Source organism: Clostridium sp. RTP31139st1_H3_RTP31139_211217, assembly GCF_040227035.1.
Taxonomy (GTDB): Bacteria; Bacillota; Clostridia; order Clostridiales; family Clostridiaceae; genus Clostridium; species Clostridium saudiense.
Window position 1 is genome coordinate 1 of sequence record NZ_JBCOAB010000010.1, and the last position, 16,782, is coordinate 16,782.

The following is a 16,782-nucleotide window of genomic DNA, read 5'->3' on the forward strand; positions in this document are numbered from 1 at the left end:
GTAGTTTGCCCGACCTGAATAGTAAAATTAATAGGCTGGTCATTGTTATTATTAGTACTTGATTGTGAAGGTAATCTATCAGCAACCTTTGAAGCTAAATCAGTTATCCATCCTGTATTATTTTCAAGTGGCATTACAGCTTCTTTCCCAGCTTCTCCTACCATCGCAATTGTTGGACTATCTATAATTCCCCCTTTTGCTAACTTAGGAATTTTAGGTACAGTTGATATATTAACTCCTGGAACTTTATTTATTGTTTTTATCATAGTATTTATTCCAGAAATAGCTGCGTTAACCATATCTATTATCAGATTTAATGGCCATTTTGCTATACTCACTAAACCTTCGAAAATTCCTTTAAATATATTTCTAACACCTTCCCATGCTTTGCTCCAATTTCCAGTAAAAACACCAACAAGAAAATCTATTATCCCTCCGAATACCTTTAATAAAGATTTTACTATATCGGATATAGTTGCTATTGCTGTACCTATACTATCAACTATATAGTTAAATACCGTAACAAAAATCGGACCTAATGTTTTTACTAAAAAATCAACAATAGGAGATATAAATTTATTCCATATCTCAAGAGCTCCATTAGTTAACTTCATAATAAATTCGCCTAATTCTTCTACTAATCCTTTAAGGTGATCATTCCATAACCATGTAAGCATTTCCAATGCATTTTCTATTATAGGTTTTATTATATTTTCCCACACAGCCACTATTAAGTCTTGGATGCTCTTCATAAATCCTTTTAAGTTATTCAAAAGAGTTTGACCATATTTATTCCATAGATTAGTTAATATACTCCCTATATCAGTTATAACAGTATTGATAAAATCTTTTATGTTATTCCATACCTCAATTACAGAATTTCTAAACTGTTCATTAGTTCTCCATAAATAAACTATATTTCCGACTAATAATCCTATTAATGCAGATATTCCAAGTATCGGTAAACTAATAGATCCTATAGCACCAGCTAACCCAGAAAATGCACCAGTAATCCCACCGATTATTTGAGACCAATTTGAAATTACGAAATAAGTTGTGAATGCCGCTGCTATTCCTGCTAAAGCTGATATTATTACATCTTTATTTTTCACAATAAAATCTCTTATCTGACCAAAGAAATTTTTAACCTTATCTGCAAACTCTTCGGCTTTACTTAGCATTCCATCCATTGCATCTTCTTGCTGTGAAAAATCCAAGTCACCCATTCCTATGTCTCCTATACCAGAAGAACCACCGGAACCACTTCCACTATCACTATCTGAACCAGTTGAGCTAATAGTATTTATTTCATCAATTCCCATTAACCCTTTTATTTCTTTAGCTGCTTTTTTTGCAGCACTTCCAACTCCGCTAGTTGAATTACTTAAGTTATCCATTGCAGTAGTTGCACTAGATACATCCGAAGTTACTGCTCCTATTCCTGAACTTGAATCACTTTTTACACCAAATAACCGTTTCATAAATGCACTAAATACATTAGCTAATTGAACTAATTTCCCCATAACTGTATTTATCACTTTAATTACTGGAGTTAATGCTGCAATAAATCCTTGTCCTAAGCTTGCTCTTAAGCTATCAAATTGTAATTTTAATATCCTTACTTGATTGGCCCATGAATCACTTGTCCTAGCAAAATCACCTTGCGCCAATGCTAATTGCTGTTGAACAAATGCATATCTTAAAGCAACTTTTTCTTGTTCTGTCATAGCACTAGTTGTTTTACCATACCCATTGGCTAATGCATATTGATCTAATGCTGTTTGAGTCATTACTATTCCTAAATCTTTTAATGTTTCGGTTTCCCCAGAAAATACAGATTTTAGTTTTGTATATGCTTCATCTTGTGTAATATTATAAAAAGAAGCTACATCTCCAGCTAATCCAGTAAGTGTTGTTGACATTGCATAAGCTTCATTTTCTGCAAATCCAAAAGCTTTTGCCATTGCTCCAAATGTTCCAGTATACTTTTTAGCCATTGTTTCACTTAAACCAAATTGAAAAACTGCATTTTGAGCAAAATTATTTACTTGCTCATTCATTTTACTAAAAGCAACATCAACTACATTTTGTACTTCGGCTAAATCACTTCCTAAATCAAGACATGCAGATGTAAATTCAGTTATTTTTTTTATTGCAAATGCTCCAGCTAACACCTTACCAGCTTTACTTGCTATATTAGTTATTCCTCTCATTTGCCTATCAAATTGATTTTGGTTGACAACCAAATCTAAACCAATTTGACCTACACTTTCTGCTGACATATCTCACCTCCCTAATGAAAAATAAAAACACCTAGAATAAACTAGGTGCTTACTTACTGTTAGCCATTGAGATAAACATATTTTTAAATGCATTCATCGCATCGTCATAACTTTCTTTATCAATATTTTTAGATTGTCTTCTTTTCCAATCACTTTGTATTCTTTTTTGTTCTTTAGTAAATCTTTTTATTACTTCTTTATCCTTTTCGGCTCTAATTGAAATAATTTGCCCTAATGGTGTATCTGGCATAAGGCCACTAAGTAAAGTAGCAAACTCACTCCATGTCATATCCGGCTCATTTCTCAATCTTATTCCGTATTGCTTTGCAAAACTTGCTTCTATTAAGTCATAATCATCTAATAGATCATACCAAGATTCTTGCTTCTCTTTAGCTGGGTGTATTAAAACTCTTTTCTACTTCTTCATAACTTTGGTCAGAAACTCCAGCCATAATACCTATAAATAAAACTTTATAATCTGCAAAAGATAATTCCATGTTTTCAATTTCTTCAAAAGCACTTTGTCCTAATGCTAATTTAACAGCCTTATCCATTGCTTCTAATTCATTTTTATTATTTTGCATTTCTTGATTAATTAATAACATAGTATTTTTGCTATTATTAATTTTATATTCCTTTCCTTCTGCAATTTTTATTACCGGTTTATCATTACTTAATTTCTTTGAAATATCTATCATACTCATTTTTTATTCCTCCGTACTAATTGTTGGCTTACCATTTGAAAGCACTTCAAACTCTAATGCTCCGACATTTGTTGCATCCCCAGAACCTACATTTGTAACATTAACTATACAATCAAATGATACTTTTGTTCCATCTGGAAATATCCATTCAAATTTACTCTCTAAATCTTGTGCATTCTTAAATAATAATCCTGCTACATAATCATTTCCTGGATCTCCAACACTTCTTTTACCACTTAGTGAAATAGAGAATCCTTTTCCTGTTGCCATTCTTCTAGTCCAGCCTTCTTGATCTAAAGCAGCCCATTCTTCAATATTATTGTCCATAGATAATGAGAATGTTTCTAAATCTTTAATTTCTTTCATATTTGTTGGTGAGGTACTAGTAGACCCATTTATACCTATTTTAAATTTATTTTGGTGCACTGGATAAACTCCACTTGTTACCGTAGCCATTATCCTTCATTCCTTTCATAATAAAATTCTAAATCTATAACTCTTTCATATACGTTCTTTTCATCCGTTCCTATATCAATAGGCTCATTTGTTATTAACTTAATCATCTTGATTCTATGATTATTAATAACTACACTATTTTGTTTTAATAACTCTTCATATAACTTATACGAAAACTCTTCTGTTTCCCTTGCATTTAAATTCCAATGTATAAGTATAGTAATTGCCTTTACTTCATAAGAAGAGTTTTCACAACCTCCTAGAGTTATTCTAGGAGATATAGTATTTTTACCTTGATATACTCCGATTGATTTATCATTCTTATTGTCAAGCTTTCCTATATAGTAATTATCAGCTTTATTATTAAGAGTTTTTAACCAATCCCTTATATCTGCTAATCCTAACATTAAACTCCTCCTAATCTTTTATAAAACTTTTTAAAAGTCTTTTTGCAGAAGTCCTTTTCTTCTCCATCAATCCAATCTGCATACCACTTACCTTTTGCATTTTTATTTTCACTAGTATTGAAATTATATTCTGGATGGTAATAAAGCCTTCTTGCATAAGGAGTTGATGATATTAACGTACAAGTCCCTTTTGAACTATTACTATAATCAACAAAAGTACTTTCATTTTGTAAAGTACCTCCTTGATAAATAACTCTAGTTTTTGTTTTACCTTTATACTCTCTTCCATTTTTAGCAAATTGCCCTCTAACTCCATATTCTTTATATGTTTCTTTCTTGGTTTCTCCAAATGGAATCACTTGTGCTTGGACAACTTCCGTGTGTAAAGCTTCTGCTGTCATTTCTAAAGCTTGTACTTGTGCTTGTGTTAATTGTCTAATTCTTTGTTGATTTATTATTACAGTACTTGTCGCTCTTGCCATATTATTAATTCAACTCCAACTTTGTATAATTTACTGTGCTATCTGGATTACGAGCTTTTTCACCTTTGTATATATTTCTTTTAATACCAAGCACCTCAACTTCTCCAGATGATATAGAAGAAATACCAGGAGCAATATCTCCTGGTATCAATATTGTTCCTTCTATTCTCACAAACTTCTTCTCTGCTGTTAAAACCGTTTTTGCTTTATCTTGATAATTACCTTTAGTATCAATTTCAATAGCTTTTAAAGGCTCACCATCTTCACTTATTCCTTCTTGAAAAATAGTAACTTTAATTGGAGTTTTACAAAATTTTTTAGGTACTAAACATGGATATTTCATGATCAAACCCTCCTAAAACTTAATGAACATAATCCAGTTTGTTTTAATGTTTCATGTAACTCTGTTGGTATTGCAACACCTTTTACTAATTGTACATTCCAACTACCACCAAAGTTCATTGATATTCCATTAATACTATAACTAGATAATACATTTTCAATAAGCTCTGCATTTTCATATTCAAACTCTGCTAATTCACAAGTTACTTCTTTGATAATTTCCTTTTGAAAATCAGTTAATTTCTCAAATCCTAACCCTTTAATTCTGTTAAAAGTTAATGTATCAATATGCCTACTTGCCTTTCTTAATAATTTATCTATATCATTATCATCTATCTCATTACCTTTAAAGATATCTGTATAATATGTTTTATCTACATATGACATATACTCACATCCTTATATAAAAATAAGGGGATTATTTCCCCTTACCTTTTGCTTTAGATTCTTCTTTATCTTGAGTATCAATAGCAGATAACTTAGTTCTTAATTGTTCATTCTCTTTTGTTAGCTCTGCTATTTTTTCTTCCAAAGATGTTTTCCATTTCATTAAAACTGCATACTTTTCATACGAAACAGTTTTGCCAGCTCCGTATTGAATTACTGTTCCATCATCTTCTACTATGTCATAACCCTGTGCTTGATACATAGCTTTTTGTGTTTCATCTATTGTATAAACCTTATTTCCTTTTGTTGCCTTCATATATTATTCCTCCTAATCTTCTGCTTCTGCATTAATAGCAATACCACAAGCTTTATTTTTAATTAAGAATGTATCACCATATTCTCTAGTTTGATATACATACTTATCTGCTGTTCTTGAATCTGTACCTGGAGTAAATAACTTCATATATGCATATTTACTTCTAGTTACTTGGCATGATGGATGAATAAGTATCATATATATTTGCTTTGCATCATCTGCAGCAACACATCCATTAGTGAAATTATACTTAGTCTTCATTCTACTAGATGGAACTTTTACTATAGTTACATCATCTAAAGAGTAAACTCTTCTATCAATTTTCCCATTATTTGAATTAACATCAATATTTCTTGTTAATCCTTCTGCTTGTTTAAGCATCTTGTGAATTGATGGAATAACATAAAGTATTCTTCCTTCACTCGGAACTCCTGCATCATCCATTTTCTCCATTTGGTCATCAAACCAGTCTAAAATATTAGCTGTAGTTAATGTTGTAGTAGTATCTATTACTGCTCCATTTGTAGTGTAAGTCTTGGCTTCTGAATATAACTTAGAATATCTATAAGAATCTCTTTCCGGAATAGCTTGTTCTGTTTCAAATACATTTTGAACATTTGCTACTTCTATAACTAAATTAGTTTCATCTATATCCATTGGATCTAAAGCAAATTCTATATCTCTATCATGCGCTAATTTCTTTGGTTCCCATTCATTAGATATGCTTCCAGTATTAAATCCCATATTACTTCTATTGTGGTCCTTATATCCACTTACTGTGATATTAGGTAATTTAATAGTTTGAGCATTAATAAATTTCACCTGTGGATTAGATTGCTCTAATGCATAAGATGTTAACTCCTTCGCATATTTTTGTTGTAATGCTTGTTCAAATTTTTCTGCATAACTGTATACTGCCATAATTTCATCTCCATTTCTTATTTTTAGTTAATTATTTAATTCCAAATGCTCTTGCTATTGCATCATTTGGATTTGCTTTTTGTTTTGTATTATTAGCACCAATTATAAAACCATTTTGGTTTTGCTCTTGCTTTTGTTGTTCCCCTTTAAAAGAAGGGTATTTTTCTAATACCTTATCAATAGCTTGTTCCATAGTTACATCATCAGTAACCATAGCTTTTGCTAATATAACAACATCATCAACACTATTAGCTGTAACTCCTTTAGTTAAACAAGTTACCTTTGCTTCTAAAGCTGTTGCTTTCTCCTCTGCTGCTAATCTTGCTTGTTCTGCATTATTTAATGCTTCTGTTCTTTTCTCCTCTTCTGTCTTTTGACTTTCTTTCCATTGTTTAAATTCTTCTAATTCTTCCTTTGATGGCTGACCTTTTTTTGCTTTAGCAATTTTATCTTTTACAATTGCATCTAATTCATCTTGGGTAAAAGTTTTAGGTTCTTCTCCTGTTGGATTCCCATCTTCTCCTTTTGGAGCACCTTCATTCGCTGGCGGATTTCCTTCTCCTCCATTACCAGCTCCATTATCTGCATTTAAAAATGGTCTAGAAAATTGACCTAAACCAAATAACTGTAGGTTCATAATTAACTTTCTTTTCAACTTTTTCGCCTCCTAATATTAACTTTATTTACTTCCACAGTTTTAAGCCTTAAGCAAGTTTTGGGCATAATAAAAAGCCTTAGTTTCCTAAGACTTAATTCCATTTTCTAAAATACTTTATTGAACTTACTTTGTAAGGGTTAAAATAGATTTTACTTTTTCTATAATAATCTTCTATAAAAAATATATCGCACCCTTCTTCAACACTATTATGAATATCTTCAACTACATCCTCAATCTCCTTTGGCGTGTATATAATAATTTCTTCACCATCACACATAATAATAATTATATTTATCTTCTCATTATTTGCGGATCCACAATTTTTTCTTTTTTCTTCTAATTCTATATTTTCTATTTCAGCTCTCTCCTCTAAATATTGAGCATACACTTCCATTGATTTTAATTGACCATTTAATAAATCATAACTACAAGATGGTTTAAATTTTAAAGTACCATCTTTATATTTCTCAAGCATATTTCTTAATCCATTTATTCTTATTTTTAATTGTAAATACTCCGCTCTAAACCTTTCTTTATAATCTGAACTTCCCATCATTTGAACAGTCTCTTTTAATTCCATTTTTAAATTCCTCCTTAATTTTAAGCATAATAAAAGACTTTATTTACATTGTGATTTAGGTTTATCACACCGTTTGCACCTGTAACCAAAGCCTTTTTGATACTCTATTTCATGTTTATGATTTTTAGTGTTAAATACTTGTTTTAACTTTTCTATTATTTTCATAACTCCTCCAACTTTAGGCATAAATAAAAGCACCTACTTATGTAAGTGCTAATTATCTCTCCTTTTTCCAAATTTCTTTTTTATTCTTATACTTTATCTTATTTTCATTATCAAAACTTCTATTTTCAAGATTAGTGTATTTTTTAACTTGTCTTTCTATATAATTTTTCCTTTGTTGCTCATTGTATAGTCTTATATTTTCTTCTTGTTGCTCTTTAGTAGTTCTTTTAGGTTTAGATGTTATTCCTTCAAAATATGTTGTGTGAGTATCTCTACAGTTTGGATGATATAATCCTTTTGCTATAGCTGAACTAAGCAATGGATATGATCCATCTTTAGAACTTCCACCACTCCATACATCATCAATATATATTTTACCTTGATGTGGAACACATTTAGGACAACCACCACCTCTACTTATCACTATAACCGTACTAATTCCCCATTCTTTTCTCTTATCTCCTTCGCCTTGAAGGTAAGCTCTTTTATTTGCTGTTCTAATAGCCATATCAACATAGCTTGTAACATTAACTCTAGCACCATTTTTGTATTCAATACAATTAATACCACTTGCCATAAAATCCCTACTCGCCATATCAATAGCTTTTTCTATAGTTCCAGCACCAGTATTAGCATATACTTGAGCGTTAAATATTATTTTTCTATATTGATCATTAGCCATTCTCAACATTGCTAATTGCGCTTTCTTGAAATCTTTCTTAGTAGCTTTAATTAATGCATTAAGTTTTCTATCATTTATTCTAAAAAACTTAGCATTTAAAGTAATATTCTTTTTCTTTCTTTTTTTGAATATATATCCTTCTCTTAAGGCTGATAATATTTCAATTTCTTGTTGCATATTACCTTCTTTATAGGCTTTTTCTAACACTTCTTCTATTTGCTTATTAATAGTTAAAAAATATCCTTTGAATTTCTTTATATTAGCGCTTCTATACTTTTCTAATGCCTTAAGTTGTTCAGCCTGCCACATACTCCATTCAAAACCTTCTGTTTTTTCCCAGTCAGTATGTCTTTTAATATTCCCAATCATAGAATTTATTAATTCTTCTTCTATCTTTTGAAATGCTGCAACTATATCATAATCTTTAGCCATTACTATACACCTTATAGCCTTGTGCTTTATATTTTCTTATTTCTTCTTTTAATTTAGTTTTTGATGGTAGTACATCTCTTTTAATTTCTACAATATTATTTTTTTCTACTGCATATATACCTAACACCACATATTCTTTGATACTTTCGAGGAACCCATTAATATTCTTTCTCTCCATCTGGTATACTCGATTGTTTATTATCACCTTCACTATCTTCATCTATATCCCCTCCTACAAATGGTTCTTCCATAGTAATAATTCCTGCTTGCTCTTTAATTCTTCTAACCTCTTCTTCTTTCCATTTATCATCTTTACTATCTCCCCACATTTCCTCAACCTTTGCTTCTATAGACATTGGTGTATTTGGATTAGATAGTGTTTCAACAACTGCTTCAAATGAAGGTGATGCATATTCTCCAAAACTTATTTCTACTTCTAAATCACTAATACTTTGATTTAAAGAAGTATCGTAAGCCTTAAATATTACATCAACTAATCTAGCTAACATTTCAGTTAATGCATCTATAATAGCTTGTCTTGAATAAAGGGTTGTCTTTTCCTTTTCTCTTTGAGCCTCTGCATTATCCAGTTTCTTATTATCAATTCCTAATGTTGATGGAGAAATTAATCCTTGTAAACATAGATCTAAAGCTGTAACGTAAGTTTGAAGATAAGATTCTGTTGGTATACCCGGTTGTTCAGTAGTGATTTTACTATCTGCATTTTCTTTCATACTCTTATCGGTTTGAATAAACCTATTATCAAAGTAGTTAGGTTTCATTATTTCCCCAGTCTTAATATCTCTAGGTAATAAATCATCTGGTATATATGTTTTTGCTCTTCCTGCTCTTAATGCATCTATCCATTGACTCCAGGTTTCATCTAAACTATCAAAGTTATCGGTTTTAGAGTCAAATATACTTTGCCCTCTACCTTCCCATTTCTCTGATTCATATATCATAAATGGAACTGCCATATTAAAACTCTTATCAAAAGTTACATCTGCTAAATCACTTGTTTGTGGAATACTACTTAATGGTACTTCGTTATTATTTATGAATAGTTTATATGTTATATATCCATAACCGTAAGTTTCTTTTAAGTTGTATACTTTTGTATTATGTTTATAAACGGTATTAAAGATAATTTCTTTCATACGCCCTCTTTCATATACTATCTCAATATCATCACCATCATAAAATTCTATAATAGGATATTTAGATATATTTGAATCAAAAGATATCTTAAAAGCACCATCACCAGCTACTAAAACTTTCTTTGTTGATCTATCTAATAATTTATAAAATTTATTTTCCTTAACTATAGCTTCCCATGTTTCATTTAAACTTCTATCTTCAAAAGATATATCATTTAAATCAGTTAATGTAATATCAGCTAATTTATTAACTATTATTTTAGGTAATCCAGTATGTATTTTTCTTATTTCCATACCTACCGTTGGAACACTCCCCCAAAATGAGAAATTATTATTTTGCAACTGCTTGTATAACTGCTCTAATTCATAACTATCGCCCCTATACCAAATCTTATTTTTAAATACATTTGTTTCATAGTTCATACTTTCCTGTATATTAAAACTAGTGGTTTGAGCTTCTTGTATTCTTAAAAAGCTTCTCATAAAATTCCTCACTTTCTCTGTTATCTTCATTTTTCACCTCTATTCGCTCTATATAACGTTTTTTTATTATTTAACAATGTTTTATACTTTTTAATTAAAACTAACCTTAAATTTGATTATAAAGCCATATATCATATATATAATTTTATTTCTACTCATAAAGTTATTTTTATAGCTTTTGTTTTAATTTTAAAAACTGCGCAGAATAATGAAATCGCGCAGTTTTTTATTGAATCGGCTTATTTACTTAGTTTTATAAAAGTATAAATATTACTTTTTTACATTTTGCGCAGTTTTATTGTGGTAAAACGCGCAGTTTTATGAAAAATAAGTTATTTTTCTCTTTTAAATATCATAAATTATTTGAAATTCCTATGCGATTTTTGTAAGGCAACCAACTATATTGAGTACTATTAACCATATGGTCATTAGCATCTTCTGGAGTATTGTCTTTATCCTCCATCCAGCTATATGTTTCTAGTTCAGATATATAATTTGCACAATGATTTAAAATCTTGTATTGATTATGAGCAAACCAACCTAACTGAAGATTTATTCTATCTATAATAGTTGTTTTCTTCCAGGCATTATTAAAATTATATACTGTACCATTTAACCTTTTATATTTAGCAAACTCTGTTATAGTTGCTTGGTCCGCTGAATCTATAAATACATCTTTAGCAAATCCCCACTCTTTTCTATTCCTCTCTAGAAAATCTATAAAGTTTTTTACTGTATCACTTGGAGCTATTGGTGTATCTAAATTAGCATTGTTATATACTTTTTCATCTAATATAAAACAATTACCTTTATTAGTTATTCCAATAAAACTCATAGAAATAGTATCAGGACTATTGCTAGAATAGGCCGTATCTAATCCAGCACTAAATATTTCAAACCATTCTATTTGTAACTTATTGCTTCTATCTCTAATAAATCCCTTAGCATATTCCTTGCTAACAACATGATTCTTTCTTTCAAAATTGCTAAATATAATTCCTGTTGCTCTTCCCCTTAAGCCTAAGATTTTATTTTTATAAAGCTTAGTACCTTTTGGAGCACTTAACTTTTTCTTTTCAATATCTTCTTCACTTAAAGATGCATTATCATAGAAACTAAAAAACCAGTAGGTCCAATTAGGCTTCTCTTCTGAATTGAGTTGCTCTAATATTTCTACTGGTACATCATCTCTATATTTTTCTAATGGTCTAGCACAATTTATAAATTCTTTATAGATTGGTAAGTTTGGATCATCTGGATTAAGTGTCATCATTAAGTAATCATTTCTGGTACTTATTTCTCTAACAAACTCAACATTAGCTGTATTAACCTCATCTATAAGAACACATCCAAATTGTGAACCTAGTGCCATTTTCCATTTTTCTTTATTATCATAACCTAGAATATATATTACTTTCTCACCATTTGGAGTGCTATATCTGATATGTGGTATCTTATCATCTTTATCACCATTACCGTTATACTTTACAAACTCTCCAAATACATCAGTAATTCCATATTCCTTCTGTATTATATTCTTTTCAGCTACCCCAGTAGTCTTAGCCGCTATAACATGTTGTTTCTTTTTAGACTTAGCAACTTGCAACATAAACTTTAATATTCCTACTGTAGTTTTTCCTGCTGCAGTTGTTCCCTCTAAACATTCTACTGGTGCATTATATTTTATAAAATCCTTATATTTTTTTGATAACTTATATTCATTTGACATATTTTCTCCAACTTTTTTCTTTAATAAATTCTATTTCTTATTAAATGTTTAGTTAAAGTAAACTTTCCTCCTCTTTTTACCCCTTACAAATGGCTTAACTTCGTTGAATAAATTTCTTATTTTAAAATTTATTTCGCTAAATAAAATTTAAACGAAATTTTTTATCCTATTCACTTAACTGCTCTAATATAGAATCAAGCTTAGTGTTTTTGTTCTTATCTGTGTTTTCTTCACCAGTTATTTTAGATATATCTAACTTAAGTTTTTCTATTCTTAATTTTTGTTCTTCTGTTGCTAAATCCCAATTCTTCTGTAATAATTCCTCATAATCCTTAACCATAGAATTAAGAGTTTTCATTGCACTTGATTGAGATTTAATAAACTTTTCTTGTTTATCCCAAGCAAATTGATACTCCCATTCTTCTGTAGATGAGTTTTCTCCATATGCTTCCTTGGTCTTTACCTTAGTGATGTCATCTTTATTCTTAACATACATTATCTTTTGAGATCTTATTATCGAAGAATAAAGTAATACTATATTATCCCATAGCATATCTAGGTGTGTTACTCCATTCTCTAAAACACCTTTAATTATATTTTTCGTAGCAGTTGGAATATACTTAGCCAAAAAACCTTTATCTAAGAATTTTGAAGGATCACAATATTCTCCATGCTTAAGACTATTCAAGTTACCCTTTGGTGCTCCATGTCCTACCGCCTTTTTATTTCCTGGTTCAAACTGTCCTTTTATCTTATTTCTCCACTTTTCCTTAGCTCTCCATGAATTTATTGTATTTACACTTATATCAAGCTTTTCTGCTATTTCTTTTGAAGTTATTTTTCCTCCACTATCTTTAAATAACTTAAATGCTTCTTCTTTTCCTGCCACCTTAACACCCCCCTTACAATTTATACGTCGTAAACCCTCTTATTTACTTGTTTAATCGTATATATCCGTTTGTATCTTCTTTATTTTTTATCACATCTTAAATTTTCACTTTTTTAAATAATGCTTTAAATCATACTTAAACTATTGATATATCTATCTTAGAGTGTATTTTAGGTAATACTTAATTACTGTAAGAATTAGTTATTAATTTTTAATGTCATTTTTTTAGTGCATATATTAGTAAGAATTTTTTATTTTTCTAATTTTTATTTTTCTAATAACACATAGTCTACTTTTTTAGTTATTATGCCCTATTTTGAACTGCAATTGTAACTTTTTCATTCAATATCTCATCTAATCCTAAGTATAACTGTGTAGTCATTACATTTTTATGTCCTAACCTTTTTCTAGTTAATTCTATATTTCCTCCACTTTCTTCATATACTCTCGTTGCATATGTTTTTCTTAAACTATGCCCTGTAATATTTTTTAATTGAAGCTGTTTATCTTCGCTTACCTTTTTTAGAATTTTACTAAATGTCCCTGCTTGTATATGATTTGGTGCGTTTGTAGTTGATACAAAAGCATACTCACTTCTTTTTTTGCCTTTGCAATATTCAACCAACACTTTTCTTAAACTATCTGATATTGGTTCCACTCTCGCTTTAGGCGGTTGTTCACTATATACTTTTTCACCTTTTAAGCTTTTCTTTTTTCTTTCCTTTTCTCTATACTCCCAAAGTTTATATTGCTTTCCTTCTTGTATATAAAATGATCCTTCAACTAAAGCATCTAGAATATTTCCAATCGTTAAAGTAACCAAATCGCCTAATCTATATCCAGTCGATACACCCAAGTGAAATAAAACTAAATTTCTTTCCTTTTCTTTTTCTCCACTTAACTCATATAATCTATCTTTAAATATTTCATATTTTTCCTCTGGAATAGGTCTAGATTCTTCTTTTGCTTTGCAATTAATTTTTTCTATAATTTTTTTACACGCTGGACACTGTATTCTTTTTAAACCAACTTTTCTTTGCCATTTAAATTTACAATAAGGGCAACTACTTTCTATTAACAATGTTTTTTTAATTCTCTTCTTTTTCTTAGCCATTATCTCACCTGTTTTATAGCTCCACCACGACTACGTCTATAACATCTATTAGACATCAATTCTTCTATGTTTACATTGTCTATATTTATTTTCTTAGATTTATTTTTTCGTGATGATCTGCTTTTGTCGTTTGCTTTTGTTCTTGCTGCAGCTTTTCTTTTTAATCTTTCTAAATTAACATAAACATCTTGCTGTGTCTCCTTTAAAATTTCTGATATTTTCATTTTCTTTGTCCTCTCTTATTATTTAATTCTTGTTAGCTGTACTTTTCCAAACATTTAATTAGGGAAAAGAACTTGATAAATTTTTATCATCCCATTTATTAAACTTTCTGTATCTGATGTAGCGCAAGTCTCTACCTCATCTGATAAATCATAGAATTTACTTATCAGCTCAGATTCCATTTCTCTTCTGATAACCACGTCTTCTTTTTCTTCCATTATCATCTTTGAAACACTCCTTTTTTGTAAAATAAAAAGAGCTACCAAATTACTTGATAACTCTTCTCTTAATCTATTTTTAGTTTTTAATTTATAATGTGTCTAATATATATTTTTCATCTATTATCTTAACTGCATCATCCAATACTGCTTTTGGTAGTTCTCTTTCTTCTAAAGTTTTAAATATCATACTTGCTAATCTTTCAGCTTCTTTTTTCATACTTGTACACTTTTCTGTTTTTAATATTGTTGGTACATCGTATGGCATTAAATAACCTAAGTCTTTTCTTAACTCTATATCTCCAGTTTCTTTATTAGTTTTATAGGCTGATCTATTCTTTTTTACGAAGGTACTATCGGGCATATATTTTTTTGTTTCTTCTTTAGCTATTCTTGCTATATCTTTTCTTGCCTGTTTAGCTTTTTCATGAGTTAATTTTAAAGATTTGAAATTTCTTTCAATACAAGTTCTTACAGTACTTGGACTGTAATTTAATTGTTTAGCTATATCTTTCGCTCCGTACCCTTTAATATATAATTCTTCAACCTTCGTCTTGTTTAACTTACTCATGAAAATCCTCCTTTTCTAAAAAAATATATAGTTCGCCCCAACCCCAAAACGTCTCATTTTATTAAAAACGTCTCATTTTTTATTTATTTTTGTGTCACTCTTAACAACTAATTACTGGCGTTTTTTGTGCTTATTAGTTATTCTACGATGTCATTCTAATATGTTTTTATTTAATTGGCAAGTTTTTTCGTTTTAATATTATATTTGAATATTTTTACATATTCTTTGCGCCACATTTCATACGCTTCAATGATTGCTTGCCTTTCTTTTTTATTCTTTGGGTTTAACTTTATTGTAAGCCTATGTATGGCTTTATCTTTAACACAAGTGGTTAAATCCATTTTTATTATTACGTTTATTATATTCTCTATATTAAATTTATCTTCAATTTCATCATTCTCTATTTCCGTTACATAAACTTCAGATAAATTAACATTTTTTATTTTCTTATTTAAATTTTCAACCACTTTATCAAAATTATTAAGGCTTTTAGCTATTATAATCGTATTAGGATATCTCCCTTTTTCAAGCTTTATTTCTATATCTAAACCCCATTTTTTTATTGTTTCCAAATAATAAAAACGCTTTTGCGGATTAAATCCATAATCTCTTGTAAACTCTATATAATTAACACTCCCATTTTCTTTTAATTCCCTTAATAATTCCAATAGCATAAGAGCTTTTAATTCTTTTGTTGTATACTTTTCTGGATTATTAATTGCTCTACCCATTTACTTACTTTTAACCTCCTTGTCATCTTTTTATTGATATTGATTTTTATATGAGAATAAGCACTTAAAACTATGCTGAAATAAATACTCATTCCCTATTGTTTTATTATTTTTCTATATAATTAATTACATTCTTATTAACTCTATCTCCTGTATCTATCATCATTCTTTGCTCTTTATACTCAAATCCATTTTTCTTCTTAGTTTTATTTGATTCATATATCATAAATTCTTTACCTCCATTATTTAATCCCTAATATTACATATCCTTCTGGAACATATCTCTTTTCATCTTCATTACGACCTAAAATATAAGTTATAGTTACATTACACTCAGCATATTGTAGTCTTCCATTTTCATATTCAACCAATTTCAAAGTATCTCCAACCTTAAATGGTCTATCATCTTTTCTAACCTCAAATGTTTTCTTTCCTTTGCATACTGCCTTAAAGTATTTACTTTCTGTTTTTAATTCATGTACCATTTTCACCCTCCATTTACTTCACAATAGTTTTGAATTGCGAACTAAATAAAAAATACCGCATATTCATTTTGAATAATACGGCACTTTATAATATGTTATCTAGTTTTATAAAATAATAATTTATTTATCCTTATAATTTTTCTCTAAGGCCTTTAGAATAAGTGATGTAGCTACTCCCACAACTCCTGAAAGGTATAATACTGAAAATATAATTGCACTATAATAAGAAAACTCAGCACTACCACCATTTAAAAAACTTGAACCAGTACTTGATATTATGAATCCTATAATAAAAACACCTATACCAATTAACACTGATATCATATAAATCTCACACCTTTCATACTTAATTATTAATCTAATACTATA

Annotated in this window: 25 protein-coding genes; all 25 read right to left on the bottom strand. The window is 29.3% G+C overall.

The features are described 5' to 3' along the window. A partial coding sequence (locus ABUA17_RS06120; RefSeq protein WP_349821163.1) for a phage tail protein occupies window positions 1-2,282 on the bottom strand: 2,282 nt, incomplete at its 3' end. A 49-nt stretch (window positions 2,283-2,331) separates the two neighbouring features. After that, window positions 2,332-2,685 carry a Gp15 family bacteriophage protein gene (locus ABUA17_RS06125; RefSeq protein WP_288218752.1) on the bottom strand — a complete coding sequence of 118 codons (354 nt, stop codon included), beginning with the start codon at window positions 2,683-2,685 and terminating at the stop codon, window positions 2,332-2,334. Further along, a complete protein-coding gene (locus ABUA17_RS06130; RefSeq protein WP_288218687.1) occupies window positions 2,672-2,986 on the bottom strand; it encodes a hypothetical protein in 315 nt (104 codons plus the stop codon). The genes ABUA17_RS06125 and ABUA17_RS06130 overlap by 14 nt, the downstream gene beginning before the upstream one ends. Before the next feature lie 3 nt (window positions 2,987-2,989). Further along, the gene (locus ABUA17_RS06135) at window positions 2,990-3,442 is read right to left on the bottom strand and encodes a phage tail tube protein (protein ID WP_349817994.1); all 453 of its coding nucleotides are present in this window, start codon (window positions 3,440-3,442) and stop codon (window positions 2,990-2,992) included. Beyond that, window positions 3,442-3,849: a phage tail terminator protein gene (locus tag ABUA17_RS06140; protein WP_288218689.1), complete on the bottom strand. Its 408-nt coding sequence runs from the start codon at window positions 3,847-3,849 to the stop codon at window positions 3,442-3,444. Before ABUA17_RS06140 ends, ABUA17_RS06135 begins: the two co-directional genes overlap by 1 nt. Then, window positions 3,849-4,331: a hypothetical protein gene (locus tag ABUA17_RS06145; RefSeq protein WP_288218690.1), complete on the bottom strand. Its 483-nt coding sequence runs from the start codon at window positions 4,329-4,331 to the stop codon at window positions 3,849-3,851. The genes ABUA17_RS06140 and ABUA17_RS06145 overlap by 1 nt, the downstream gene beginning before the upstream one ends. A 4-nt stretch (window positions 4,332-4,335) precedes the next feature. Then, on the bottom strand, window positions 4,336-4,674 hold the full coding sequence (locus ABUA17_RS06150; protein WP_288218691.1) for a hypothetical protein: 339 nt from the start codon (window positions 4,672-4,674) through the stop codon (window positions 4,336-4,338). Window positions 4,675-4,676: 2 nt separating this feature from the next. Next, window positions 4,677-5,060 (bottom strand): head-tail connector protein, encoded by a 384-nt coding sequence (locus ABUA17_RS06155; RefSeq protein ID WP_288218692.1) that lies wholly within the window; start codon window positions 5,058-5,060, stop codon window positions 4,677-4,679. A gap of 31 nt (window positions 5,061-5,091) precedes the next feature. Beyond that, on the bottom strand, window positions 5,092-5,376 hold the full coding sequence (locus ABUA17_RS06160) for a hypothetical protein (RefSeq protein WP_288218693.1): 285 nt from the start codon (window positions 5,374-5,376) through the stop codon (window positions 5,092-5,094). A 12-nt stretch (window positions 5,377-5,388) separates the two neighbouring features. After that, window positions 5,389-6,297 (bottom strand): capsid protein, encoded by a 909-nt coding sequence (locus tag ABUA17_RS06165; protein WP_349817995.1) that lies wholly within the window; start codon window positions 6,295-6,297, stop codon window positions 5,389-5,391. A 31-nt stretch (window positions 6,298-6,328) separates the two neighbouring features. Beyond that, complete coding sequence (locus ABUA17_RS06170) at window positions 6,329-6,952, bottom strand: hypothetical protein (protein ID WP_349817996.1); 624 nt, start codon at window positions 6,950-6,952, stop codon at window positions 6,329-6,331. A 94-nt stretch (window positions 6,953-7,046) separates the two neighbouring features. Then, window positions 7,047-7,535 carry a crAss001_48 related protein gene (locus ABUA17_RS06175; RefSeq protein ID WP_288218696.1) on the bottom strand — a complete coding sequence of 163 codons (489 nt, stop codon included), beginning with the start codon at window positions 7,533-7,535 and terminating at the stop codon, window positions 7,047-7,049. Window positions 7,536-7,574: 39 nt separating this feature from the next. Continuing rightward, the gene (locus tag ABUA17_RS06180; RefSeq protein ID WP_288218697.1) at window positions 7,575-7,721 is read right to left on the bottom strand and encodes a hypothetical protein; all 147 of its coding nucleotides are present in this window, start codon (window positions 7,719-7,721) and stop codon (window positions 7,575-7,577) included. 31 nt (window positions 7,722-7,752) lie between these two features. Beyond that, on the bottom strand, window positions 7,753-8,814 hold the full coding sequence (locus tag ABUA17_RS06185) for a phage minor capsid protein (protein ID WP_349817997.1): 1,062 nt from the start codon (window positions 8,812-8,814) through the stop codon (window positions 7,753-7,755). Beyond that, window positions 8,807-8,992, bottom strand: coding sequence for a hypothetical protein (locus ABUA17_RS06190; protein WP_288161205.1), 186 nt, complete (start codon window positions 8,990-8,992; stop codon window positions 8,807-8,809). Before ABUA17_RS06190 ends, ABUA17_RS06185 begins: the two co-directional genes overlap by 8 nt. Next, entirely contained in the window at window positions 8,973-10,484 is a 1,512-nt protein-coding gene (locus ABUA17_RS06195; protein ID WP_349821162.1) for a capsid protein, read from the bottom strand. Before ABUA17_RS06195 ends, ABUA17_RS06190 begins: the two co-directional genes overlap by 20 nt. A gap of 322 nt (window positions 10,485-10,806) precedes the next feature. Then, on the bottom strand, window positions 10,807-12,183 hold the full coding sequence (locus ABUA17_RS06200) for a terminase large subunit domain-containing protein (protein WP_349817999.1): 1,377 nt from the start codon (window positions 12,181-12,183) through the stop codon (window positions 10,807-10,809). Between the two features lie 166 nt (window positions 12,184-12,349). Further along, window positions 12,350-13,072: a phage terminase small subunit gene (gene terS / locus ABUA17_RS06205; protein ID WP_288218702.1), complete on the bottom strand. Its 723-nt coding sequence runs from the start codon at window positions 13,070-13,072 to the stop codon at window positions 12,350-12,352. 304 nt (window positions 13,073-13,376) lie between these two features. Next, a complete protein-coding gene (locus ABUA17_RS06210; RefSeq protein WP_288218703.1) occupies window positions 13,377-14,186 on the bottom strand; it encodes a tyrosine-type recombinase/integrase in 810 nt (269 codons plus the stop codon). After that, on the bottom strand, window positions 14,186-14,410 hold the full coding sequence (locus ABUA17_RS06215; RefSeq protein WP_288218704.1) for a hypothetical protein: 225 nt from the start codon (window positions 14,408-14,410) through the stop codon (window positions 14,186-14,188). Before ABUA17_RS06215 ends, ABUA17_RS06210 begins: the two co-directional genes overlap by 1 nt. 54 nt (window positions 14,411-14,464) lie before the next feature. Then, on the bottom strand, window positions 14,465-14,632 hold the full coding sequence (locus tag ABUA17_RS06220) for a hypothetical protein (protein WP_288218705.1): 168 nt from the start codon (window positions 14,630-14,632) through the stop codon (window positions 14,465-14,467). An 85-nt stretch (window positions 14,633-14,717) separates the two neighbouring features. Further along, window positions 14,718-15,197 carry a helix-turn-helix domain-containing protein gene (locus tag ABUA17_RS06225; protein WP_288218706.1) on the bottom strand — a complete coding sequence of 160 codons (480 nt, stop codon included), beginning with the start codon at window positions 15,195-15,197 and terminating at the stop codon, window positions 14,718-14,720. A gap of 170 nt (window positions 15,198-15,367) precedes the next feature. After that, window positions 15,368-15,928 carry a hypothetical protein gene (locus ABUA17_RS06230; protein ID WP_288218707.1) on the bottom strand — a complete coding sequence of 187 codons (561 nt, stop codon included), beginning with the start codon at window positions 15,926-15,928 and terminating at the stop codon, window positions 15,368-15,370. A 242-nt stretch (window positions 15,929-16,170) separates the two neighbouring features. Continuing rightward, window positions 16,171-16,413 (bottom strand): DUF3850 domain-containing protein, encoded by a 243-nt coding sequence (locus ABUA17_RS06235; protein WP_288218708.1) that lies wholly within the window; start codon window positions 16,411-16,413, stop codon window positions 16,171-16,173. A 120-nt stretch (window positions 16,414-16,533) separates the two neighbouring features. Further along, a complete protein-coding gene (locus tag ABUA17_RS06240) occupies window positions 16,534-16,737 on the bottom strand; it encodes a hypothetical protein (protein ID WP_055291720.1) in 204 nt (67 codons plus the stop codon). Window positions 16,738-16,782 lie beyond the last annotated feature (45 nt).